Origin of the sequence: Mitsuaria sp. BK041, assembly GCF_014193085.1 — a bacterium.
Taxonomy (GTDB): domain Bacteria; phylum Pseudomonadota; class Gammaproteobacteria; order Burkholderiales; family Burkholderiaceae_C; genus Roseateles.
The window spans coordinates 591,217-616,963 of sequence record NZ_JACHYT010000001.1; the positions used below are offsets into that span (position 1 = coordinate 591,217).

Consider the following 25,747-nt stretch of genomic DNA (forward strand, 5'->3'; position numbering starts at 1 on the left):
GACCTTCTTCCAAACATCTGATTCATCCGGATCAGCGCGCCGCCAGCGGTTCGCCGATCACGATCTCGTCGCGGCGCTCCGCGTCGCGCTTGTCGTCGCGCTGGCCGTCCCGCCCGGCATCGCGGCCGAGGTCGCGACCGCTGGCGCCGCGGTCGGTGCGTTCGGCCAGGCCCTCGGCGGCACGCGCCGCCGCGAGGGCGGCCGCCAGGGTGGGCATGCCCTCGAGGTTCACCGCGGGCATCAAGGTGCTGCCCCAGCTCACCAGCGGCGTGCCGGTCACCAGCGGCAGCGAGGTGGCCGGCAGACGCCAGCTGTGGCCGGCGACTTCCTGGGACAGGTGCTCGGTGCTCATGCGGTAGAAGGCCTGCTGGGCGACGAGCTTGTCCTCGGTGGCGCGATGGAAGTACAGCGCCAGCGGCGACTGGAAGCGCGTGACCAGGGCGTCGGTGTAGAGCGCGTTGCCCTGCAGCTGCAGCCAGAAGCGGTCCTGGGGCGTGATCAGTTGCGCGTCGGCGGGACGGGCAGCGGCGCTCACGTTGTCCAGGCTGATCGACACGACCGGCGTCTTGATCGTCAGCTCGCCGCTGGCGCTGGCGTCGCGCAGCGCGACGTCGGCGGGCAGCGTGAGCTGGCCGTCGCGGGTGGAGAGCCGCGTGATGTCGACCTTCTTCGTGCCGGTGACGGTCAGCGCGATCTCCTCGGCGCGAGCGCCGTCGCGGCCGGTCAGCGACAGCGTCGTGACCGGCGCGCCGGCGCCATCCACGCCGAGCGCGATGCGCGGCGCCTCGACCGTCAGCGGTCCGCCGTCGAGCAGCGTGAGGTCGTCGACCTCGAGCGCCTCACGCGAGCTCAGCGTGCCGCCGTGCAGCGTCATCTGGCCGGCCGCGAGACGGCCGTCGATCCACAGGTTCGGATTGCCGATCAGGTGGTCGACGCCGAGGCTGCCCTTCACCGTCATCGTGACCGTGCCATTGGCGGCGCTGATCAGCGGCGAATACAGATCGCGCTCGACGACCAGGTGGATGTCGCCGCTGCTGGTGGTCACGCTCAGCCACGGCACGTCGACCACCAGCGGATCGCCGATGCCCAGGCCGGCCTTGAGCTCGGCGCGCGTGCCGGTGGCGGTGCGCAGATGCACCGCGGCATCGGAGCGGCCGAGCAGCTTGCCGCCGGCCTGCACCGACAGCGCGTCGCCGTGCCCGGTGACGGCCGCCAGCAGCACGTCGCCGCTGGCCTGCAGCCGCAGGTCGCCTTCGGCCTGCAAGCCGCTGCCCGCGCCCATCCGCCATTCAGCGGACTCGCTGCTGAACGCACCGCCGGCCGTGAGACCGTGGCCGTCGGCGAGCTGCGTCGCGCCGCCGCTCTGCAACGCGACCTGGCCGCCCGCGGCCACGCTGCCCTGCAGCGCGAGCTTGTCGCCGGCTGCCACGGACAGGTCGTTGCCGATGCGGAGCTGGTCCAGCTGCGCTCCTTGCGCGGCACGCAGGCTGGCATTGCCGCCGGTCGCGAGCAGGCTGCCCGCTTCCATCACGACGGTGTCGGCGCCGAGCTGCAAAGCCCCGCCCACGTTCATCGCGCGGCCCGCGGCGAGGCGAGCCTCGCCCGCGGCGTCGACCACGGCATTGCCGCCGACGGTCAGCGGCCCGCCCACGCGGAGGTCGCCCCCGGTCTGCAGGGAGAGGTCGCCACCGACGCTCACCTGCTCATTGACGCCCAGGGCGCCGCCGGCCTTCAGCGCGAGGTCGCCACCGGTCTTCACCTGACCGTTGAGGCTCACGCCGCCGCCGGCCTGCAGCGAGACGTCGCCGCCCACGGTGATCCGCTCGTTGACGCCCAGGGCGCCGCCGGCCTTCAGCGCGAGGTCGCCATCGGTCTTCACCTGACCGTTGAGGCTCACGCCGCCGCCAGCCTGCAGCGACACGTCGCCGCCTGCGCTGAGCGTCGAGAGCGTCTGCGCGCCCGATGTCGTCAGCGACAACGAGCCGCCGGCCGACATGGCGCTGCCGCTTGCCATCGCCAGCGTGTCCGCCTTCAGCTGCAGCGCGCTGCCCGTGGTCAAGGCGCTGTCGGCGCCCATCGTCACGGTCGAAGCGTTCAACTTGATCGCATCACCGCTGCGCAGCGCCACGCCGGCGGCGAGATCGACGGAGCCGGCGTCGATCGACACCTGGCCCGCGCGCACCTCACTGTTCAGCGCGACGCCGCCCGATGCCTGCACAGTCAGCGCGCCTTGCGACGCCCAGCCGCCATCGACGACGAGGCTGTCGCCCAGCAGCGAAGCCGAGCCCTGCACCGACACGGCGTCGCGGGTCCGCACCGCGCCGCGAGCCTGCAAGGCGAGACCGCCACCGCTCTCCAGCCGCGCCAGCCGCACGTCGCCATCGGCGACGACCGTCATGTCCCCGCCCGATCGCAGCAGGCTCGCGTCGCCGCCTTCGAGGCTGCGGGCCTGGGCGTCCAGTCGTCCGCCCGCGCCCAGCGTGACGCCAGGAGCGAGGACCAACGCGTCGCCCGTCGCCAGGCCGATGTCGCCCGAGGCGAGCAAGTCGCCGTTCAACGAGACGCCGCCGCCAGCGGCCAGGGACAGCGCGCCGCCAGTCGACACCTGACCCAGGTGCTGCTCGCCACGGGTGCGTAGCACCACGTCGCCTTGCGCGGCGATGCGGCTGCCCGTCGCCATGCTCAGCGAGCCAGCATCGAGGCTCAGGCTGCCGGAGGCCGCGAGCGGCGCACCTGCCGCGATCGTCACCGCATCGGCTTCGACCGACACGTTGCCGGCCTGGACCGCGCGGTTCAGCGCCACAGTCCGGTCCGCGTGCACGCGCAGCGCGCCGGCCGAGTTCCAGTCGCCGTCGAGGGTCAGGCCCTGCACCCGCAACTGCGCATCGCCATTCACGCCGACGCGATCAGCCAAGCTCACCGCGCCGCCCGCCTGCAGCGCGAGCGAGCCGCCCACGTCCAGCAAGGCCAGCGTCACGCCGTTGCCGCTGACGAGCTGCATGTCGCCGCCCGAGGCGATGCGGCTGCCCATGCCGGCTTGCAGGCCGGCCGCCTGCAGCGACAGGGCGCCGCCCGCCTGGACCAGCGCGCCGGGCGCCACGTCGAGCGAACCACCGGCGGTGCCGGTCAGCGACTGCCCCGCGATGGCCTGCTCTCGCAGCGACAGATCGCCACCCGCCTGCAGCAGCAGGTCGGTGCCCGCCTTCAGTCGCGTGATCGATTGCCGGCCCTGCGAGATCAGTTGCATCGCGCCCGCGGCTTCCAGCGCGCTGCCGTCGCCCATCGCGATGGCTCCGGCATTGATCGTCAGCGCGCTCGCGGCGTTCACCGTGACGCCGTCGGCGACCGTCAGATCGGCGGCGCTCAGCGTCGCGTTCGCCGCGTGCAGGCCGCTGTTCAGCGCCAGGCCTTGCGCGGCCGAGACCCGCAGGTCGCCGCTGGAGAACCAGCCGCCGTCGATGGCCAGCGACTGCGCGTTCACCTGCGCATCGCCCTGCACCGAAGTCGACGCCATCAGACGCATCGCGCCGCCGCTCTGCAGCAGCAGGTCGCCCAGCACGTTCACCCGCGCCAGCGTCTGGTCGCCGAGCGTGACCAGGCGAGCGCCGCCCGCGCTGTCCAGCAGGCTGCCGGTGCCCATGAGCAGGCGGCCGCTGTCCACCGACAGCGCGCCGCCGCTGGTCAGCGTCACCCCGTCGCCGAGCGTGAGGCTGTCGGCGAACAGGGACACGTTGAAGGCCTGGACGTCGGCGTCGAGCGCGAGCCCGCGCGCCACATGCGCTGCCAGGTCGCCATTCACCGTCCAGCGGCCGAGGACCTGCAGTTCGCCCGCATCGACGCGAGCACCGGCCTGGGCGCTCAGCCCCTCGTCGGTGCGCAGCGTGCCACCGGCAGACAGCGCCAGCGCGCCGCCGGACACGGCCTGCGCGAGGCCGAGATCGCCACGCGCGGACAAGGTCATGGCGCCACCCGACAGGAAGCGGCTGCCAGCGCCCGCCTGCAGCGCATCAGCCTGCACGTCGAGCGCGCGGCCCGACTGCACGGTGCCCGCCGCGTCGAGGCGCAGCGCGCCATCGGCGACGATGGCCGCGGCACCGTTGGCATAGACCGCTTCTCGGATCGCGAGCGCGCCGCCCGCGTTCAGCGTCAGGTCGTTGCCCGCGTAGAGCGTGGCGAGCGTCTGGTCGCCGGTGGTGCTGAGGCGCAGGTCACCGCCGCTGTGCAGCTGGCTCTGCGCGCCCATGCCGATGCGGCCGGCGTCCACCGCGACGGAACCGGTGGCCGTCGCTTGCACGCCGTCGGCCAGGTCCAGTGACGCGGCACTCACGCCGAGCGCCCGGGCCTTCAACAGGGCCTCGATCGTGACGCCCTGCGTCGCGGTGAGCTGCAGGTCGTTGGCGGATTGCCAGCTTCCCTGCAGTCGCAGGCTGTCGGCCTGCAGACGGGCCAGTCCCTGCACCGACGTGACGCCGGCGACGCTTGCCGCGCCGCCAGCGCTCAGCAGCAACTGACCGCCCGATTGCAGCGCCTCCAAGGCCACGCCGCCGAGGCTGGTGATCTGGAGATCGCCACCCGACACCAGGCGGTTGCCATGGCCGGCGGCCACGCTGCCCGCCTGCAGGCTCAGCGCGCCGCGCGCCTGCACCAGCGAGGCATCGGCCAGCGACAGCACGCCGCCAGCCCGCAGGCTCATGCCCGCATTGGCGGTCGCGAACTCGCCGATCGACAGGTCGGTACCGGCTTGTACCGTCATCGCGCCACCGGAGCGCAGACGCGCCAGCTGCTGGGCGCCGGTGGTCGTCAGCGCCAGCGTGGTGCCCGCGTCGATGCGGCTGCCCGCGGCCATGCTCAGCGTGTCCGCCGTCACGGCCAGCGATTGACCGCCGTACAGCGAGCCCGCCGCGGACAAGCTGACGGCCTGCCCCGTCGCCGTGGTGCTTCCGCCCCAGACCGTGCTGGCGATGGCCAGGTCGCGGTCGCCTTGCAGGCGCAGCGCGCCACCGGCGTTGAGGCCGCCGTCGATCGTCAGCTGCGTCGCCCGCAGGGTCGCGTCGCCGGTCACCTGCGTCGCTTCCGTCAGCCGTGCCTGGCCCGCCGCCTGCAGTTGCAGATGGCGGCCCACCGTCAGTTGCGCCAGCTGCACGTCGCCATCGCCAGCCAGTTGCAGGTCGGTGCCCGCCACCAGTTGGCTGGCCGCCCCGGCCGTGACCTCGGTGGCCTGGGCCGTCAACGATCCGCCGGAGGTCACGGCCACGCCGGCACCGACGGTGAGGCGGTCCGCCGTCATCAGGATCGATGGACCGCCGTGGATGGCGTCCATGAGCGACAGCGTGCCCCCCGACCGCAGCGTGAGCTGGCCGTCGGCCGACACCCGGCCCAGCGACAGGTCCGCTTGCCCGATCAGCGCGAGATCGCCCGCGCTGACGAAGGCGCTGCCGGTGCTCATGTCGATGCTGCCGGCGTCCGCCCGCAGCAGGTTCGACGCCTGCAGGCCGGCGCCGCTCGCGACAAGCAGCGTGCCGGCATCGACCGTGATGTCACGCGCCCGCACCCACTGGTTGAGCGCCAGATCACGAGCGGCGATCAGGCTCACCGCGTTGGACGAGGAGAGTTCGCCGTCCAGGCGCAGGCTGTCGGCCCGCAGCGTCGCGTTGCCCTGGATCCAGCCGGCATCCGCCAGACGCGCATCGCCGTCCGCGCGCAGATCCAGCTTGCCGCCGACGACCAGCTGCGCCAGCAACAGGTCGCCGGTCGTCGTGATCGACGCATCGCCGGCCGATTGCAGCAGGCTGCCGCCGCCGGCGTTCAGGCTGCCGCCTTGCAGCTGCAGCGCGCCGTTCGACTGCAGGCTGGCACCGGAGGCGATCCGGATCGCGCCCTGCGCCGTCAGGCGGGTGTCCAGCGCCGAGGTCGACGCGCCATCCAGGGTCAGCGCACCGCCGGACTGAAGCGCCAGCGCCTCCCCGGCCTGCAGCGAGCGCAGCGACTGGTCGCCCGTCGTGATGACGGTGAGCGCGCCGGCCGTGCCGAGCGAGCTGCCCGCGGCCATGGCGGCGCTGCCCGCTTGCATGTTGACCGGGCCTTGCGCCCAGGCCTCGCCGTTCAGGGACAGCGCGCCGCCTGCCGTCAGCGCCAGCTCGCCGCCCGCGCTCAAGCGCGCGAACTGCTGGTCGCCGGTGGTGGTGACGGCCAGGCGGCCGCCGGTCGACAGCAGCGCGCCATCGCCCATCGTGAGCTGCGTGCCGTTCAGGCGGGCGTCCTGCCCGGCCTGCAACAGGCTGCCGGCCGCGAGATCGATGCGGGTGGCGTCGACCTCGACGCGTGCGCCGCGCAGCTGCCGCGACACGCTCAGCGCGCCGGCGTCCAGCCGCAGGTCGCCGCCCGCTTCGAGGAAGCTCAGGTCCATCGCGCCCACCGTCGTGAACGTGATGCCGCCGCCGGCCGAGGCGCTCGCTCCGGCGTCCATCAGCAGCGACTGGCCATCGGCCAGCAGGTGGCCCGAGCTGGAGATCGGGCCGCGCAGGCCGATCAGCGCCGTGCCGAGCAGATCGATGCCGCCATCGCCGGCGCTCAGTTCGCCGACCTCGAGTCCGCCAGCCGTCGCCTGCAGCGCCAGCGCCGAGGCGGAGAAACGTCCGCTCGCCAAGGCCAGGCTGGTGCCGGTCACGGTGGTGGCGCCGCTGGTGAGCCAGTTCGCCGCAGCGGTTGCCGACACGGCGCCCGTGCCGCGCAGCGTGGCGCTCGCCGCATTGAGCGTGCCCGCGAGCGAGAGGTCGCCGGTGGCGTCGAGCACCAGGCCGTTCAACAGCGAGACCTGGCCGAGCGTCCACTGGTTGCTGCTCTGCGCCTCCAGGGTGGCGGAGGTGCCGGCCAGCGTCAGCGTGCCGCCGGTCAGGCGCAGGCGCAGTGCGCGGTCGGCGCTGCCCAGCGCGCCTCCGGCCAGCAGGCTGATGCTGTCGCCCAGCAGGTGATAGCCGCTGCCATTGGAGGCCCAGTTCGTCAGCGAGCCGCCCGCGGTGACGCTGAGCGTGCCGCCGGCGCCCAGGCTGCCCAGCGCCAGATCGCCGCTGCCTTGGGAGACGTAGATGTCGCCCGGGGCGCTGGCCACGCGCAGCGCGTCGCTCAGGGCCAGCCGGATCGGCGCGGCGGCCGTGCCGATGCTGCCTTGCGACACCGCCAGGTTCAGCCCGTGGGCCGAGATGGTGGTGCCGCCGCCGGTGGCGCTGGTGAGGCTGCCGCCCGCGCTCAGGCGCACGTCGCCCAGCGTCGACTGCACGCCGCCCAGCGCCAGGGCCTGGTCGGACTCCACGTACAGCGCGTCGCGGCTCGTCGCCTTGAACACGCCCGACGCGTTGACCTTCAGCGGATCCTGCTGCTTGACGGTGGCCAGCACCTGCGCGTCGGTCGTGACGAAGCTGAGGTCGCCCGGGCCGGCGCTGACCAGCGCGGCCTTCTCCGCGTCGCTGAGCACAGGGTTGGCACGCGCGATCGCGATGGACAGGCTGGCGGCGTCCTTGCCCACGCTGCCGGCGCTGGTCTTGAGCGTGACGTTGTTGCCGCTGATGTTGGCCGCGCGGCTGCTGATGGTGGTCGAGGTGACCGGCGTCAGCGCCGCCTCGCTGATCGCCACCTCCAGCTGGCTCTGCTTCCACTTCGCGCCCGAGACGAGGCTCGCGTAGAGCGCCGAGTTCGTGTCCAGCGTGTAGCGCCAGCCGGTGTCGAAGGCCGCGGCCGTGTCGAACGGCAACGCGTTGCCGAACTGCGCGGTGAAGAAACTGGTGATGCCCTGGTACTCGGCCTTCACCGCCGCGGTCACCGCGGCGTCGCTCAGGCTGGCGGTGCTCACGCCCTTTTGCAGCGCGACGCGCGTGCGCATCGCCTCCAGATAAGCGGGCGCGATCGCGAAGCCGGCGTCGCTGGCATCGCTCAAACGCTGCTTGATCAGGTGGTACTGCTGGTACCGCGCGCTGACCTGGTTCTCGAAAGCCTTGACGGTCTCCTGGCCGGCGTCGGCGCCGGTCATGTTGAGCGACTGCCACAGCGCCGCGAGGTAGGCCGTCTCTTCCGCGCTGCGCGTGTTGCTGCCGATGCCGTTGAGCAGGCGGCCGTTGTCCACCGTGACGCTGACGTCGCCGCCTTCGGCGGTGAGCGTGTTGAGCGTCAGGTCCCCGCTGGCCTGCCGCAGCGCGATGTCGCCGCGGGTGTTGACGGTCAGCGTGCCGGTGACGGCGGTGTTCACGACCTGGTTGCCCGCCACGTCCCCCAGCCCGCCGAAGGTGCTGGTGACATTGACATTGCGGCCCGCCAGGTGGGTGCCGCTGCCGGTGGGCAGCAGCGACTTGTCCGCGACCACGGTGACGTCGCCGCCGCCGCGGATGGTCTGCAGCGCGATCGACGACGACTGCGCGGTCAGGTCCAGGTTCACCAGCCCGCCCGCGGTGGCGCTGATGTTGCTGGTGATGGCGTTGATCGCCTGCGTGCCGGTGCCGAGGTTGCCGCCGGCGGACAGGGTCAGCGTCTTGCTGTTGACCACGGCCGCGGCGTCCGCGCTCAGGTTGCCGCTGGTGCTGATGCTGGTGCTGCCCAGCGAGTTGCTGATCGTGCCGTTGAGCGCGACGTTGGTGCTGGAGCCGATCGCGACCGTGCCTTGCGCCGCGCCGACGAACTGCATCTTGATCGCGTGGTCGGCCTTGACGTAATAGTCCACCGACATCGTCAGGTCGTAGGGCACGTAGTACTGCCAGTAGCGATCGACGAAGGTGCCGCCGTAGTACGGGGAGTAGGACCAAGGGACGTGGAAGCTGTCCACCGCGCGCACCGAGCCGGCATTGAAGACGCCGGTGAGGTAGTCGCTGCCGCAGCTGCCGCAGGCGGTGACGATGCTGCCGCTGCCGACCGTCCAGGGCGTGTCCTGGTTGACGAACTTCCAGTCGCCGGTGGGCCAGATGGTGGCCAGGTCGTTGGTGCTGCGGCCGCTGTAGCTGCGCGTGACGCGGGTGCTTTCGGTCCACTTGTACCACTGGCCCTGCATCGGCTGGTAGCTGGTGGTGGCGTTGCCGCTCTCCATCCAGCCGTCGGTCACGCCGGTGCTGCCGGTGTAGGTCGTGGCGCCGCTGCCGGTGACGTAATGCTTGATCGACTGGCCCGCCTCGTGGACATACCAGTCGGTGCGGTTGTTGTAGTTGGTGTCGGTGATCCGGATGATGCCGGTGGACTGGTTGCCGGCGTTCAGGTCGTTGACCACCAGCGCCTTGGTCGAGCTGTTGTTGACCTTGATCGTGCCCAGCCCGTCGTCCACCAGGATCTTGCCGTCCTGGCCGGTGGAGACGATCTTGCCGCGCAGCATCACCATGCCGTTGCCGCTGGCGTTCACGTCGGCCAGCGCGAGCTTGCCGCTGGCCACGTCGTAGGTCAGGCCGATGCCGGCGTCGCCGCCGCTGGCCAGCGCCACGCCGGTGTCGATGCTGTAGGTCTTGAGCTTCCAGCTGCAGCCGATGTTGAGGAAGGCGCAGCTGTAGACGTTCTCGCTGTAGTACAGCGGCTGGCCCGGGGTGATGCTGACCGTGTCCCCGGCCTTCAGGCCCTTCTTGGCGATGTAGGTGGCGATCGCGCTGTCGAAGCCCGCGCCGATGTCCACCGACCAGTTGTTGAAGTTGCCCGCGCGGATGGTGCCGTTGATGTCGATCGTGCCGGCGTTCACCGCGATCAGCGACGCGTTCAGCGCGTCCTTCGTGACCGCGGTGCCGAGGAAGCCGCTGTTCTTGATCGTGTCGTAGCTGGCGTGCAGCGTGAGCTTGCCGGTGTAGTCGCCGACGTTGTCGAAGCCCCAGGTGCCATTGCCGCGCGTGCCGCCGCCCGAGTTGTTCTGGAACGAGAAGGTCGTGCAGTTGGTCTTGCACTCGTCCGCGTCGTTGAAGCCCCAGTTCAGGAAGACGTTGGTGGTGACGGTGGCCTGCGAGCCGTAGGCGCTGGCGTAGTCCGTGCCGTAGAAGTACTTGTTGAAATCGGTGATGCCCTTGCTCTTGATCTGGCTCTCGTAGCGATCGCTGACGAACCACATCACCGCCTCTTCGGCGGAGGCGGGCTTCCAGCCGCGGCCGCTGGTCACGTAGCCCGACAGCGACAGCGGCGAGAAGCCGTAGCTCTGCATGCCGCTGGTGTTGACCAGGTAGACGTCGGCGACGGTGAGGTCCAGCTCCTTGGCGTAGATGCTGGCCGTCTGCAGCATGCTGCCGCGCGTGACGTCGACGGTGACCTTGCCGCCGAGGTTGGTGATGTCGCCCTGCACGACCAGATCGGCGCCGTCCACGCCCGGGTTGTGCGTGATCGTGATCTGGCTGCCGGTGCCGTTGCCGCCCTCGCTCACCTTCAGCGCCGCCGGCAGGCTGTTGGCCGCCCCGCCGGTCACCAGCACCTGACCGCCGGCATCGTTGGGGATGCTGAGCGTGTCGACGATCAAGGCCTTGGCGCTGTTGTTGACGATGGTGATGGTGGGATCGCCATGCGCGGTGATCGTCGGCGCGCCGGTCTTCACCGTCACCTTGTCGGCCGCCAGGTGCACGTCGCCGCCGGCGGCGGTGATGCCGGCCACGACGACCGCGTTGACCGTGCCGGCCGAGAGCTCGCTCAGCAGCGGCGTCAGGAAGCTCAGCTGGCTCTGGACCTCCTGGTAGCGCGCCGAGTAGACATAGGAGTCGCGCGCGCTCGCGTCGAGGCTCGCGACGTAGTCGTCGGTGACCTTCTTCTCCGCGGTGAGCGTGTCGATGTAGGTCTGCAGGCTGTCGCGCGAGCTGAAGCTCGGCATGTTGTAGACCGTGGCCTGGGTGCCGGTGCCCTTGGTCCAGGAGCCGTCGGCGTTGATCGTGACCGACTGGTTGTGGCGGATGCCGGCTTCGACCGTGGCCGTGCCCTGGAAGGTGATCGTGGAGTTGGTGGTGCTGGTGGCGGAGCCCGCCTTGGTCTCGGTGCTCAGCAGCTCCAGGTAGGGGTTGTGGCCGCGGCCGGTGCCGCTGACGACCACACGCCCTTCGTCCGCCTGCAGCCAGATGTTGCGCACGCTCGTCACCGAGGCGCCGCTGCCGATGTCGATGTTGTTGTTGACCACCGCGTTGGCGTCGGCCTTCACGTTGGTGCTGATGGAGGCGAGCGTCCAGTTGTAGACGTCGGACACCGCGTTCAGCGACATCGTGTTGTCGGTGATGCTGTCGGCGCTGCGGCCCGCGTACAGGCTGACGCTGCCGTAGCCGGTGAGGAGGTCGCCGGCACCCAGCGTGACGGTGTTGTTGACGGTGGCGTTGATGACCGCCGTGCCGCCGGCACCGCCCACGGCGCCGTAGGTCTTGGCGTTGGCGGTGGCCCACACGTTCTGCAGCGCGTAGGTGCCCAGCTGCACCGTGTCGACCTCGTTGTCCAGCGTCACCGCGTTGCCCAGCGTGATGGCGTTGTTGGCGGTGCTGGTGATGGTGGAGCCCGCATCGGCGCGCTGGATCGCGCCGCCGGTGGAAATCTGCGCCTTGTCGAACAGGTTGAGCGTGCTGTAGGCATCCAGCCGCAAGCGGTTGCCCAGGGTCTCATGCGCCGACAGCGCGAACACGTCCAGGCTGGCGTTGTTGCCCAGGCTGATCTGCGAGCCCTGGGTCACGTTGACGGTCGATCCGGCGGCGTAGCCGTTGATGCCGCCGCCGGCGCCGGCATTCACCGACACGTCCCAGCCCGAGACGGACGGGGTGGTGAGCTGCTCGACGGCGTTCACCGCCGCGATGTCGATCGCCTGCGATTCGAAGGCGGCGTAGGTGCCGAGCTTGACCTTCGCGTCGACGTCGATCGTGGTGGTCGAGTTGGCCGCCGCGCCGCCGATCACCGACACGGCGGTGGTGTCGGCGCCGCCGAAGAACTGCGTCGTGTGCTCGGCCAGCAGCTTCAGACCGCCGGTGCCGACGATGTTGCGCCCGCTGGTCCAGTCCTTGACCTGCACCAGCACGGCGGGGCGGTCGTCGGTGTCGGTGGCCTTGACCACCGCTTCCGCCGCGCCGCCGCTCACCACGCCGCCGCTGCCGCCGATGGCGAAGGCCTCGTTGCGATCCAGGCCGACGGCGCTGAGCGTCAGGTCGCCCGCGCGGGTGACGCCGGCGATCGGGTCCACGCCCAGCAGCACCTGCGTCGAGGTGCTGGACGAGGCGGTGGCGACGTTGCGGCCGAAGGCGAGGATGCCGCCGAAGTAGGCGTCGCCCTGCGCGCGCTGACCGGAGTAGCCGGTGGCGCTGACGCTCAGATCGCCGACCGGCAGCGTCACGTGGTCGCCGACTTGAGCGACGGTCTTGCTGCTGTTGGAGGCCGTGACCTCGGTGCCGGCCAGGCCCAGCAGCAGGCCGCCGGAGGCAGCGACCGCCTTGGCGTCGGCGCTGAAGTAGCTGCCCTGCAGGGCCGCGTTGGTCTCGCCGGTCGTGGCGTTGACCGCGACCGTGCCGCCGCCGGTGAAGACGGTGTTGTCGGCGACCGCCGCGGTGGCGCTGGTATTGGCCGTGGCATAGGCGAAGGAGCCGCCCACCGCGGCACCCAGCGCCGCCTGCACGCCGTAGGCGCGCGCGTAGGTCTCGGGTCGCGCGCTGGCGTTGACGGTGACGGCGCCGGTGGTGCCCGTGTCCACGGTGCCGAACAGCCGCGCATCGGCGCTGGAGTTGTCTTCCGCGTTCGCGCTCACGCCGGTGACATTGATCACGCCGGCGCTCACCGAGAAACCGGTGGCGCGCACCAGCCCGCTCACGCTGGCGCCCACGGTCATGGCGCCATAGCCGTCGAGCGTGTAGCCCGTCTTGCCCATCCAGGCGTCGACGTCGCTGTTCTTCTCCGCGCGAACGACGCTGGCGCCGATCACGCCGATGCCGACGCTGACGTTCTCCGGGCTGTTCTCGTTGTCGCCGCCGACCTTGACGGTGGTGGCGTCGCGCGCGCTGACCACGAGCGCGCCGGTGTCGTTGCCCACCGCGCGGTTCACGCCCGCGACGACGCGGTTCTGCACCAGCACGTCGGAATAGGCGACGCCGATCACCAGCCCGCCGGCGCCGGCGGTGAAGGCCTCGATCTCGCCGGCCGCGCCGCCGGCCCCGTCGCGCGCGGTGGCGCTCACGGTCACCGCATGGGCCTGCACGTTGCCGTCCACGACGGCGCTGTTGACGAAGTATTCGCGCGTGATGCCCAGGCCGCCGGAGAGGCCCGCCAGCGAGCCCTGCACCGCGCCGGCCAGGGTGTACGCGTGGGTGCGGCCATCGGTGCCGACGGCCAGGGTGTCCGCCACGACCGCGCCGCCCGAGACGCGCGCGGCAAGCAGGCTGGCGCTGGCCACCTTCAGCGCGGTGCCGTCGCCGGTGGTGGTGGTCGCGTCCGCGGCGGCCGAGCTGTTCTGCACGCTGCCCGACAGGCTCAGCCCGCCGCTCTGGGCGGTGAGCCGGCTTTGCTCGGCGCTGGTGAGCTGGCTGTTCTGCTGCGCGTAGCCCTGGTTGACCGCGGCGTCGGCCGCGGCGGCGGTGTCGATCAGCTCGCCGTCCGCGCCGCCGGCGTCGCCGGAGCCGAACTTGATGAAGCCCAGGCTGACCGCGCCGGCGAATTTGCCGGCGCCGCCCGCGACGCTGCTCATGCCGACTTCGCGATCGGCATAACCCTGGATGTCGATGCTGCCCGCCTTCACGTCGCTGCCGACGAGCTCGGCCACGGTCGACGCGCGCGACAGCGCCACGTTGAAGGTCGCGCCGATGCCGACGAGGCCGATGCCGGCGCCGGCCGCATGCTGGTTGGCGCTGTAGATGTCCTGCGCGGTGATGGCCAGCGAGGTGGCGGCGCTGCTGCCATCGGCGGCGCGCAGCACGGTGTCGTACACGCCGGCGCGCGTGTCGCCGGTCTGATCGCTGACGTTCACCATGCCCGCGATGCCGGTGGCGGCCACGCCGATGCCGGCGCCGAAGGCGTAGCTGTTGATGACGGTGGAGCGGGCGGCGTCCACGTCGACCGCGCCAGCATTCACCGTGGTGACGGTGGTGGCGTCGTCGTCGTCGGGATCGCGGCCGACGGTGGCGCGGGTCTCGCCGCCGATGCGGCTGACGGACAGGCCGAAGCCCACGCCGACCTGGCCGGCGCCGGCCACGGCGCCGGCGGCGACGTCGCTCTCCTGCTGCCGATCGGCCTTCACCGTCAGCGTGTTGGCCGTGGTCGTGCCGCCCTTGAGCCAGGCGGTCACGTCGCCGTACTGCGTGGTGACCACCATCGACGCGGCGCCCGCGCCGGTGCCACCGCCGGCGCCGCCGGCCGCCACGGCCTGGGCGGTCTGCGTGGCCGCCGCATCCAGCGTCAACGCATCCGCCTTGACGGTGCTGCCTTCGACGCGCGCATCGACGTCGTGGGTCTGCAGGTTCATCGCCAGGCCGGCGATGCCGGCGCCCTGGCTCGCACCGGCGAGACCGGCCGCGATGCCCAGGCCGAAGCTGTGGCCGCTGGCGCGCACGGTGACGTCGGCGCCGGCTTCGCCGCTCACGCCGGCATTGATCGCGCTGTTGGTGACGCGGGCGCTGGTGCGGCCCTCGAAGTCGTTGGTGGTGACGTTGATCGTCACCGCGGCCGCGCCGGTGCTGCCGGCGCCGGCCACGTCGACGGTGCGCATCTTCTGCGCGCTGGTGGCGTTGACCGCCAGGCCGCTGACGGTGGCGCTGCCTTCGGCGAGGCCCTGGTCCTGGAAGGACTGGCTCAGCGCGTCGGTGTCGACGCTGTCGCCAGCGGTGGACAGGTCGGGCGTGGAGGGACCACTGGCGAGCCGGCCGCTGCGGATCGCGACGCCGCCGCTGCGGCCGAGCGCCTTGACCTCGGCGTTGTCGACCAGCGCTTCCGTGATGCCGGTGTCGACGGCGGTGCTCACCGCCAGCGCGCCGGCCGCGGCGCCGGTGCCCAGGCCGATCGCGCCGCTGCCGACGGCGTGGAAGGTGTCCGCCTGCGCGGAGACGCGCACGTTGTTGGTCGCGTCCACCTTGGCCGAACCGGCGATCTGCGCGAGCACGTGGCCGTCGGTGACGCTGGTGCCGATGGAGGCCGCGCCCGACAGCCCGCTGGCGCCGGAAACGCCGACGTCGAAGGTGTACAGGTCGTTGCGACGGCTGGCGTCGACCAGCAGGCTCTGCGTGTAGAGCGTGGTGGCGCGGCCGCCCAGCACCTGCGCGGTGACGTCGCTGTCGATGCGGTTGACGCCGACGCCGATGGCGGCGGCGATGCCGTTCTCGGAGCCTGCGCCCATCACGCCGAAGGCCTGGTTCTCGGTGTCGTCGGAGGCCTTCACCGAGACGCTGACCGGTCGGTAGGTGGTGTTGCCGCTGACGGTGTTGACGGCGCGCAGACCGGCGTCGACCGACTGGTCCACGTTGTTGATGCCCAATGCGCCGGCGAAGGCCAGGCCGCCCTGCGACAGCGCCACGCCCGCGGAGAAGGCGATCAGCGTGTTGGCATCGCCGCTGGTGCCGCTGGTGGCGGAGACGTCGACGGTGCCGTTGGTGTAGAGATCGGTCCAGCCGATCTGCGCGGTGGTGGCGTGCTCGCGCGTGCCGATGAGGTTGAGCGCCAGCGCCAGGCCGCCGGAGCTGCCCTTGGAGACGGCCAGCGCGCCGGCGCCGGCCACGATGTCGGCGCGGTGCTGCGCCGTCACGCTGATGCCGCCGGCGGTGATGGAGCCGCTGGCGGTGGTGGCGTTCCAGTCGCCGATGCGGGCCGACAGCGTGTTGTTGACCTCGTTCACCGCCACCGAGCCGACGCCGGACAGCGTGCCGGTGGAGACGCCCACGCCGGCGGACACCGCGATGGCGGCGCTCTCGTCCTGCGCGTTCACCTTCACGGTCGTGGCCGTGACGGTGGAGCCGGTGATCGCGGCTTCGTGCGTCTGCTCGATGTCGTTGTGGACGTAGGCGATGCCGATGTTGGACTTGCCGTACTGCAGGAAACCGGCCACGCCCAGCACGCGTGATCCGGTGCCGTTGAAGCTGCCGCCGGGGCTGGCGAAGTCGGCGACCAGCGCGCCGCTGAAGTCGAAGTTGCCGTTCTCGCTGCCGCTGCCCAGGCCGTCGAGCGTGGTGTCGAGCGCCGAGTTCACGGCGCCGCGCACGTCGAGGCTGAGCACGCCGGTGTTGAGGACCGTCGAGTTCAGCAGCCTGGCGCCGTGCGTGCCGCCGACCTGGTTGATCACGAAGCTGCCGGCGAAGCCCAGCGCGTCGTTGCCGCCGCCCAGGCTGGCCGCGCCGGAGGCGATGCGGCTGGCGTTGGTGGCGCTCAGGCTGAGCGTGCTGAAGTCGGTGAGCGTGGAGCCGGAGATCAGCGCCTCGGTGGCGTCGCGGCTGCCGTTGCCGATCTCCGCATAGGTGATGGCCAGGCCGATGCCGCCCTTGCCGCCGCCGAACAGCGAGCCGCCGCCGACGCCGATGTCGGTGCGGGTGTAGGCCTGCACGTCCAGCGTCCGGCTGGCGTCCTGGGCGTCCAGCGTGCTGTCTTCGATGCGCGCGCTGGCGCTGTCGTTGACCTGCGCGGCGGAGGCCGACACGCCGACGCTGTAGTTCTTGCCGCTGGCATTGTTGGTGTTGACGGAGAAGCCCAGGCCGATGCCCAGCCGCTGGCCGGCCTGCGCGGCCTGCACGGTGACGTCGCCGGCGTTCAGCGCGGTGACGCTGTTGACCACCGCTTCGGCATCGTTGTTGCTCAGCAGATAGGCGGCGGCGCCGGAGAACGCGGTCGTGCTGCTGGCGGCCGGATCCTTGGCCGCCATGATGAAGGCGGCCGAGCCGGCGGCACCGACCTGCACGGTCTTCTCGAGCGCCTGCACGTCGATCGCGCTGCGCGTGGTGCGCGCGCTGACCGTCACGCCGGTCAACTGGGCCTGGGTGTCCAGGTCGGTGAGGTTGGCGGCGAGGCTGCCCGAGATGCCCAGGCCCGCATCCGGGTTCTGGGCCACGCTGTCGCCCGAGCCGCTGTTCTGCTGGCCGCTCTTGGACTGGCTGCTGATCTGGGACTGGGAGCCGCCGAACGCGGCCGTCAGCTTGCCCTGCAGCGCGGCCCACTTGTCCTCGAACTGCTGGCCGTAGCCGGGCTCGCCGGTCTTGGGCGTGGTGGCGGCGCCGGCGGCGGCGATCGAGCCGCTGGTGCCGTCGGTGCTCGCATGGACCGTGAGCCGGTCCGTCGTGATGCCGGCGGTGGGCGCGCTGCCGGTGTAGGCGGTGCTGACCGGCGTGTAGCCGGCGACCAGCGCGTCGTCGTCGCTGTTGTCGCCGATGCGGGCGCGGGTGGTGCCTTCGCTGTCGTTGATCGCGATGGCGACGCCGATGGCCTTGGAGTCGGTGTACGCGAAGCTGCCGGCCGCGGCCCAGTTGCCGGCGTACTGGTGTGCTTCCACGCCGATCGCCGAGGCGGTCAGACGGGCGCTGTTGCTGATGGAGGCGCGCGTGTCGTTGTCCATCGAGAACACGCCGAGGATGCCGTTGAACGCGGTGCCCGAGCCCATGCCGGAGGTCGGCGCCACGACGATGTGGGCGTCGTCGTTGGTGGCCTTGACCGCGAGGTCGCCCGCGCCGGCGTTCACCGTGGCGCCGCTGCCGATGCCGGCGACGGTGCTGCTCTGGCTGCCGACGTAGGTGATGGAGGCGCCGAGCGAGCTGCCGTCGTCACCGGCGCCGACGGCGGCGCCGATCAGCAGCGCGCCCATGTTGCCGGCGATATCGATGGTCTGGGCCTGGCTGTAGGCGTAGACGCCGGTGGCGCCACCGAAGGTGAAGGCGGTGGCGGCGTCGGCGAAGTCGCCGAGGTCCTTCAGCGTGTGGGCGGCGGTCCAGCCGCCGGCGGCGGCGGTGCTGGTCAGCCTGGCGCGGCTGCCGACCCAGGCCTTGGTCTCGTGGGTCTGCGCCTGCAAGTTGAAGGAGAAGGCGATCGCGTTCTCTTCGGCCTCGCCGGCGGCATTGGCGAAGCCCGACAGCAGGCTGGTGCCCAGGCCGGCGGTGGGGGTGAGGTGGTCGAGGTAGTCGCTGAAGCTGTCCCACCGGTTGTAGGTGCTGACCAGCGGCTGCCATTGCTCGGCCGCGACGCCGATGCGCGCGGCGGTGATGTCGGTGTGATCGCCGATCTCGGCGCTGGCGCGGGTGTCGCCGATGGCCAGGTTGATCGCGACGCTGGCGCTGTTGGCCACCTCCGGGTCGGAGGCGGTGCCGCTGCCCTGGCTGGTGCGGGCGGAGACGCTGCTCTCGCTGGTGGTCCGCATCTCGCGCACGTCGGCACGGGCGCCGACGACGACGTTGCCCGAGGACACCAGCGTCGGCGCATTCTTGCCGGCGACGTTGTTGCCGACATGGGCGACGGCCTGGTGGTCGTACTCGGACAGCGTGAAGGCGGCGCCGACGCGGAAGTCCATCGAGCCGTCGGCATTGCGGGCCAGGTCGGCCGCGGCGTTGGTGGGCACGACGCGCGACATCGCGCTGTTGACGAAGCTCTGCGCCGCGCCGATGGCGGCGAGCGGGGCCGCGCCCAGGGTGCGGAACAGCAGGCTCTTGCCCACGGTGGAGCTGCTGTGCACGCGCTGCTCGGTGGTGCGGTCGAGCGCGAGGACTTCCACGTCGCCCACCTTGGCGGCGTTCGTGCCCACGCTGGCGCCCAAGTCGGCGATCGAGCTGGTGACCAGGTTGCCGTAGGCGACGGTGGCGCCCAGCGCGGTGCCCGACAGGCCGTAGGCCGTGGCGCCGACGTAGAAGGCGGTCTGGTTCTCGGCGTTCACCGCGACGCTGCCGGCGGTGAGGTTGGCGCCGGTTTCCACGAGCGCCTTCGAATGCGAACTGGCTTCGCCGATGGCGACCGAGGCCACGGCGGTGTTGTCGTTGGTGGCGACGAAGGTGAGGGCGCTGACGCTGAGCGTGTTCTCGTTGTGCGCCGTGACCGAGAGCTTGCCGCCGGCGCTGAGCGTCGCGCCGCTGGTGACCTTGGTGGTGCTGTCGGAGGTGGCCTTGCCGTAGACCACGGCGGCACCGATCAGCGAGTTGCCGTTGAGCGTGATGGCGGGGTCGTCGGCCAGGGCGCGGGCCTGGCTGGCGAGGGTCAGGTTGCCGCTGGCGGTGAGGGCGGCGCCGCTGCCCACCGTGACGGTCGCATCGGCGTTGGCGCCGACCCAGTTGGCGTTGAGGCCGCTGACCGCGCCCAGGGCGATGGTGGCTGCCCAGACGCCGGCGTCCTCGCTGTAGGACGAGCGCGCCTGCGCGCTGGCGGTGGCGCTGAAGTCGGTGGCGACGACGCTGCCGTCCAGCGTGATCGAGGTCGCGGCGCTGGCCTGGCCCATGCCGACCTTGTCGGTCGCCGTGGCGGTGAGTGTGACCGCGCCGGTGGCGGCGCCGGCGGTCCGCTCGGTGTTGAGCCTGGAGCCGGCGTTCAGCGCGATGGTCGGGGCTTCGATGGTGATGCCGCCGTCGGCCAGCAGCTGGCCGGAGACGGCGACCGCGGTGCCCGACTTGCCCTGCGCGACGATCGAGATCGTGCCGCCGTTCTGCTGCAGCGTCTTCGGCGCGGTGAGGTCGCCGGTGTTGACCGCGGCGTCGTTGACGTAGCTGGCCGACTTCGCGTTGCCGGCGGTGATCACACCGCCCGCCTCGACGCTGAGCTGGTCGGCGTCGATGACCACGCCGTCGCGGGTGTTGACCTTGCCCTGGATCGTGACCAGCCCGCTGGCCGACAGCGAGTAGGTGCCGCTGGCGAGGTCGCCGATCGCCTTGTTGCCGCTGACGAAGTCGTCGATGTCGGTCTGCGAGGGCGTGCGCAGCGTCAGCTTGCCGACGTTAACGACGCCGGTGGAGCCCACGAGGAAGCCGTCGGCGCTGGCGAAGGTGACGTCGCCACCGAGGCTGCCGTTCTGGTAGGCGTTGAGGACGCCCCAGACCTGGGGGCGGCTGCTGCGCACGATGTTGACCAGCTTGGCGCCGGTCGGCACCTGCAGGTTGACCGTGTGGCCGTCGCCGACGACGAAGTGGTTGAAGACGTTGACCGCGACGCCGCCGGTGGCCGGGTTGCTCACCACCTGCTGGATGTTGGTGCCGGTGGTGGTGACGGTGGTGAAGCCGCTGACTGGGTCGATGTTGTGCGCCGGGCCCGCGGCCCACGCGTTGACCGAGGCCGCCGACAACAGCCAGCGCAGCGGCCGGCTCACCTGGCGCACGGCGGGCGCTCGGCGCGGTTGACGACGGGAGGCGGGGACGCGGCGCTTGGACATGGTGGATCCTGCGAGGGCAGCAGAAAGGCGGGGCCGGGGGGAGGCCCGGGGGGCGTGGGTGCGGGCGGTGGCGCGGCGATCAGGCCGCGGCGCGCGTGTCGAGCTGGTCGCCCAGGCGCTTGAGCGCGCCCAGCGAATGCAGGTGCGCATGGATCCAGGCCAGCCAGCCGCGGCGGAACCACGCATCGACGGTGGCGGCGTCGAGCTGCTGCAGCTTGGTCTCGTCGATGGCGCTCAGGCCGCCGAGGCGGGCGGTCTGCTTGTCGGCGGTGATGACCTGCAGCACGAAGGGCTTGAAGAGGTCCTTGGCCTGGAGGGCGTCGCAGAACTCGCGGGTGCGGGCGTGCTCGGCATCGAACTCACGCAGGAAGCCGATCACACCCTGGAGGGTGGCCGAGGGGCTGTCGCCGTCGAAGAGGGCTTGGCCCTCGAGGGTGAAGTGGGCGGCCGCGCGGTCGAAGCACACGTTCTTGTCGCCGTCCAGCGCGAAGGGATAGCGACGCACGAAGGCGGGGGTGTAGCCGCCGGTCCAGCGGCCGTCGCTGGCGAGCTGGGCGTTGTGGTCGTTGGCCAGGGACAGCAGCGCCAGCGGGAAGCGGCGCTCCTGGGCGTCGTCGGCGAACAACACGGGGAGCGTGCGGCTGGCCTCGAAGAACTCCACCGCCAGGAGGGGGACGGAGTTGACCTCGCGGGTGAAACCGAAGTCGGCGCTGGGGGTGTAGCGCAGCGCGGCGTGGCCGGCGCGGTCGAGCAAGGTCGGCTCGCGATAGAAGAGCAGTTCAGCCATGGATTTTTCCCTCGATGCCCGCGATGTCCCGCCAGCGCCGCGGATGTTTTTGGATCTGCTGACGGGGGCGCGAGTCTAGGGAGGGAATGGGGGGCAAATGCGATTGGCCCGGAGGGGAGGGAGCCCTCCCCAATTGCTACACAATCTTTTGGAAGACTTCTTCGGCTTCCTGGTCCGTTCCGAGCCCCCATTCCCCATGTCCGCGCCTTCCCCTCCGCTGGTGCTCGTCGTCGAGGACGAGGCCCCGATCGCCGAACTGATCCGGCATCACCTGGAGGCGGCGGGATTCGACATCCGGCATCTGGCGCGCGGGGACGCCGCGGAGGCGGTGGTCCGAGCGATCGCGCCGGCGGTGGTGATGCTGGACGTGGTCCTGCCGGGACTGAACGGCGTCGAGGTCTGCCGGCGGCTGCGGCACTTCAGCCAGGTGCCGGTGCTGATGGTGACCTCCAAGGCGGAGGAGGCGGATCGATTGGCCGGGTTCGATGCCGGCGCCGACGACTACCTCTGCAAGCCGTTCAGCGCCGCGGAACTGGTGGCGCGGGTGAGGGTGCTGGCGCGGCGCGGCGCGCAACGACTGGCACCGGCGGTCGATGAAGACGCGCTGGTGCAGGTGGATTCACTGCGGCGCTGCATCCGTTGCCGAGGGCAGGAACTGGAGCTGACGCCGCAGGAGTACCGGCTGCTGTCCGTGATGGTGCAGCACCCGGGGCGGCTGTTCAGCCGGGCGCAGCTGCTGGACCTGGCCTATGACGACGCGGTGGGGGTGTTCGATCGGGCGGTGGACAGCCACGTCAAGAACATCCGCAAGAAGCTCGCGGCCTTGCTGCCGGAACACAACCTGATCCGGTCGGTGTATGGCCAGGGCTACCGATTCGAGATCGGGCCGGAGACCTCCCAGGAGCCCCCGGCGCCGGAGGCGGGCAATGCATTGATCGCCCGCGTGCCCGGGGAGCTCAAGCCATGGCTGCCGGGGTTCCTGTCCTCGCGGTTCCAGGCGCTCGACGACATGGAGTTGGCGATCGGCGCAGGCACCGGGGACGGGGTGTTCCGGATCGCGCATCGGCTGGCGGGCAGTTTCGCGCTGTATGGCTTCAGCGAGGCGGCGCGGACTTGCCATCGGTTGGAGCACGAAGGGCCGCAACTCGGACTGGAGGAATTGCGCCGCCGAGTGCTGGGTCTCCGGGAGCACCTCAGGCAGGTGGAGGTGAGGTTTGTCGATGAGCAGGGACGGGAACTGCCGGGCGGAGGATGACGCGTTCGAGGTTATTGGTCCTGGAATCAAGAGGGCGCCGAGAGGCGCCTGCTGGGCGCGGCACTGATCTTCACGCTGATGCATCCGCCGAAGGACGCGGTGCTGGTGGTGCCCGGCGCGCTGCTGCTGGGGGTCGTTTTCTGGCGCACCCGGTCGCTGGTCTGCACCACCGCCCTGCATCTGTCGATGAACGTGACGGTCGACCTGCTGAAGGCCGCAGCCTGATGGTGTCACCGCTGCTCAGCGCCGAGGAGTTCGCGCCCATGCGGCCGGCCATCGGGCTGGCGCTCATCCTGCTCGCGCTCGCCTTCGAGTGCTGGCATCGCCGCGCAAGCCGGCGCGCCGCCACCGCTCCCCCGAACGAGAGAGCCGCAATCGCCGCCGCCGAATCAACATCGGGATGAGTTCACCTCCCTCGTTCCGATGCAGTACCGCTTCCTCCCTTCGCTCGTGCCCGCGGTTCTCGCGCTCATCGCGGCTGGCGCCCAGGCCCAATCCAGCGTCACGATCTACGGCCGACTGAACGTCTCCCTCGAGCACGCCGATGTCGCCCGTGCGCCACGCGATCGCGCGGTCAACCGCGAGTCCAACAACCGCTCCGTCATCGGCTTTCGCGGCGCCGAGGATCTGGGCGACGGCTACCAGGCGGTGTTCCAGATCGAAGGCTCGCTGGCGCTCGACACCGGCGCCGGGACATCGCTCGCCAACCGCGACACGCGCGTCGGCCTGCAGACGCCTTACGGGCTGGTCTTCGCCGGTCATTGGGGAACGCCGTATCTGCTGGCCACCAGCACCCTCGACCCCTGGTACCCGACCACCGCCGGCTACATGGCGTTGATGGCCAACGGCTCCGCGCCCACCACCAACCACCTCGGCAACACCGCGTCCTTCGACCGGCGCCAGCAGAACATCGTCCAGTACTGGAGCCCCAGCTGGCAGGGGCTCTCCGCACGCGTCGCCTACGCCCTCAACGACGGCGAGATCGGCCCCGGTGGCTCGAAGCCCGACCTGTGGTCCGCCTCGCTCAGTTGGGACGACGGCCCGTGGAACGTCTCCCTCGCGCACGAACAGCACCGCGGCTACCAGGGCCCTGGTCGCACGGACACGGCGACCAAACTCGGCGCCGCGTATCGCGTCGGTCCGGCCCGCCTGAGCGGCGCCATCGAGCGCCTCCGGTACGAAACGCCACTCGGTCCGTTGACCCGCACCGCGCTCTTCATGGCGGCCACCTGGCAGGTCGACCGCTTCAACCTGCGCGCGAGCTTCACCGACGCCGCCGACGGCAAGGGGCCGGCGGGCGCGCGGATCGGTTTCGTCTCGGCGGGCGACGCCACGGGCGCGCGGCAATGGACGCTGGGCGCGGACTACACGCTCTCGCCGCGCACCGGCCTCTATGCGTATGTCTCGCGCATCGACAACCAGGCCCGCGCGGCCTACGACTTCGCCATCAACCCGCTGGGCGTGGGCGCGGGGGAGAAGCCGACGGAGGTCGCGCTCGGACTGCGGCACGCGTTCTGATTCGCTGATCCCGGATCGGGCGCACCCCACCGGCTCCGCGGCACCGATCGACGCAGGGCGTCGACCCTTCCGAGGGGCGTGAAAACTTGCCGGCATTCGGCCGCGTGAGGGTTTGCGGGCGGAGCGAGCCTCGGGCCGACGTGGACACTGGCCGCCCCGCATTGCCGACACGCAACCCATGGCCCTCGTAGACACCGTCGTTTCGTTGATCCCCCTACTCAGGAAAGCCCCGCCGCCGATCGCCTACACCTTCGTCGAGCCCCGATATCAATGGGTCCCCGACGTGGCCTTGAAGAAGATTCACAGTCAGAAGGGCTTCCTGCTGGCCTGGCTCAGCCTCACCAATCTGTCTTCCGTCGTCCTCAGGAACGTGCGGATCAAACTGCCGTTCGCGCCCGAGTACGAGCCCAACGTCGAAGGCTCGAGCCGCTCCGTGGCCATGGCCGTGGCCTACGACCGCCCGGTCAGCGAGTTCCGGCTGGACAAGCTCGATCCGGACGAGCAGCTGTTCATCGCGATCCATCTGCTCCCCGACGAAGCCCATCGATTCACGGAGCCGCAGGTCATCATCGGAGACCGGCTGTTGTCTCGGGGCATGCGTACTGCGGGCTTCGTCAAGCGATCGCCCGGGGAGGCGCTCCTGATGACGGCCGCCATCGGGAGCGTGGTGGCTGCGGCCGCCATGGCGGGCTTCCTGCTCTACCGGACCCTTCATCCCGATGCCGGCACCTTGGCGATCGAGGCCGCTGTGGCGACGCTCCAGCACCGAGGCTGCGTGTTCAAGTCCTTTCCCGCGACCATGGTCAACGACACCCTGCTGGCGAAGCACGAGCGGGACGAGGCCTTTCTGTTGCACATCAACCAGGTGGTGACGCGCAAGGACCTGCTTGCGAAGGAGCAGGTCGTGCTCTGCGTGAGCCAGTGAGCGCCTCGGGCGGCCCCCGTCCCTCATTGCGGCCAGGCATATCCATATGCGAGGGAATGCCAACGACTGGTGGCAACATCGGCCCCTCCTACGAACAACGAGGGGCCTCATGAAAGCCTTCCGCACTTCCCTGATCGCCGCCGCGCTGCTCGCCGGCGCTTCCCTCGCGGCCCAGGCCGCCGACCTGCTCGACGACGTGAAGTCGCGCGGCACGCTGCGGGTGGCCGTCGAGGGCACCTACCCGCCGTTCAACTTCAAGGACGCCAAGGGCCAGCTCGACGGCTTCGACGTCGACATCGCCAAGGCGATCGCCGCCAAGCTGGGCGTGAAGCCGGAATTCACCACCACCGAATGGAGCGGCATCCTCGCCGGCCTGCAGGCGGGCAAGTACGACGTCATCGTCAACCAGGTCGCCGCCACCGACGAGCGCCGCAAGACCTTCGACTTCAGCGCGCCCTACGTCACCTCCTATCCGCAGCTGATCGTGCGCGCCAACGAGACCCGGCCGCTGCAGTCGCCGGCCGATCTCAAGGGCAAGAAGATCGGCGTCGGCCAGGGCAGCAACTTCGCCGACCTGGCCAAGACCTGGGACGGCGCCGAGGTGCGCACCTATCCCGGCGCCACCGAGTACCTGCAGGACCTGGCCACCGGCCGCATCGACGCCGCCCTCAACGACAGCCTGCTCATCCCCTACCTGAAGGAGAAGACCAAGCTGCCGATCAAGGCCGGCGCCGCCATCGGCAAGCCCGCTACCAACGCGATCCCGTTCCGCAAGGGCAGCCCGAAGTTCCAGGCCGCCATCGACAAGGCGATCGCCGATCTCCAGGCCGACGGCACCTACGCCCGGATCTCGACCAAGTGGTTCGAGCGCGACGTGAGCAAGCCCATCGACAACAAGTGAGCCTTGGCCGGCGCGCGGTCCACGCCGCGTGCCGACCGGCGCCGGCCGTCGCTCAGTTGGCTGTCGCTCAGGTGGCTGTCGCTCAGGTGGCCGTCGCTCCGGTC

General features: G+C 71.1%; 8 protein-coding genes. 6 read left to right on the plus strand and 2 right to left on the minus strand.

The window, feature by feature from the left end; translation table 11 throughout:
* Nucleotides 1-31: 31 nt before the first annotated feature.
* Together FHT38_RS02625 and FHT38_RS02630 are read right to left on the minus strand one after the other, a co-directional pair.
* Nucleotides 32-20,257 (minus strand): leukotoxin LktA family filamentous adhesin, encoded by a 20,226-nt coding sequence (locus FHT38_RS02625; RefSeq protein ID WP_183489605.1) that lies wholly within the window; start codon nucleotides 20,255-20,257, stop codon nucleotides 32-34.
* A gap of 79 nt (nucleotides 20,258-20,336) precedes the next feature.
* Complete coding sequence (locus tag FHT38_RS02630) at nucleotides 20,337-21,044, minus strand: SapC family protein (protein ID WP_183489608.1); 708 nt, start codon at nucleotides 21,042-21,044, stop codon at nucleotides 20,337-20,339.
* A gap of 196 nt (nucleotides 21,045-21,240) precedes the next feature.
* On the opposite strand from FHT38_RS02630, the gene FHT38_RS02635 reads away from it, so the two are divergent.
* The 6 genes from FHT38_RS02635 (at nucleotide 21,241) to FHT38_RS02660 (ending at nucleotide 25,643) form a co-directional block, all read left to right on the plus strand.
* On the plus strand, nucleotides 21,241-22,299 hold the full coding sequence (locus tag FHT38_RS02635; RefSeq protein ID WP_183489611.1) for a response regulator: 1,059 nt from the start codon (nucleotides 21,241-21,243) through the stop codon (nucleotides 22,297-22,299).
* A 51-nt stretch (nucleotides 22,300-22,350) separates the two neighbouring features.
* Nucleotides 22,351-22,524 carry a CPBP family intramembrane glutamic endopeptidase gene (locus tag FHT38_RS02640; RefSeq protein WP_255488723.1) on the plus strand — a complete coding sequence of 58 codons (174 nt, stop codon included), beginning with the start codon at nucleotides 22,351-22,353 and terminating at the stop codon, nucleotides 22,522-22,524.
* Complete coding sequence (locus FHT38_RS02645) at nucleotides 22,524-22,703, plus strand: hypothetical protein (protein WP_183489617.1); 180 nt, start codon at nucleotides 22,524-22,526, stop codon at nucleotides 22,701-22,703. Before FHT38_RS02640 ends, FHT38_RS02645 begins: the two co-directional genes overlap by 1 nt.
* 46 nt (nucleotides 22,704-22,749) lie before the next feature.
* Nucleotides 22,750-23,817, plus strand: coding sequence for a porin (locus tag FHT38_RS02650; RefSeq protein ID WP_310737338.1), 1,068 nt, complete (start codon nucleotides 22,750-22,752; stop codon nucleotides 23,815-23,817).
* A gap of 178 nt (nucleotides 23,818-23,995) precedes the next feature.
* Nucleotides 23,996-24,742 (plus strand): hypothetical protein, encoded by a 747-nt coding sequence (locus FHT38_RS02655; protein ID WP_183489622.1) that lies wholly within the window; start codon nucleotides 23,996-23,998, stop codon nucleotides 24,740-24,742.
* A gap of 109 nt (nucleotides 24,743-24,851) precedes the next feature.
* Entirely contained in the window at nucleotides 24,852-25,643 is a 792-nt protein-coding gene (locus FHT38_RS02660) for a transporter substrate-binding domain-containing protein (RefSeq protein ID WP_091721396.1), read from the plus strand.
* Nucleotides 25,644-25,747 lie beyond the last annotated feature (104 nt).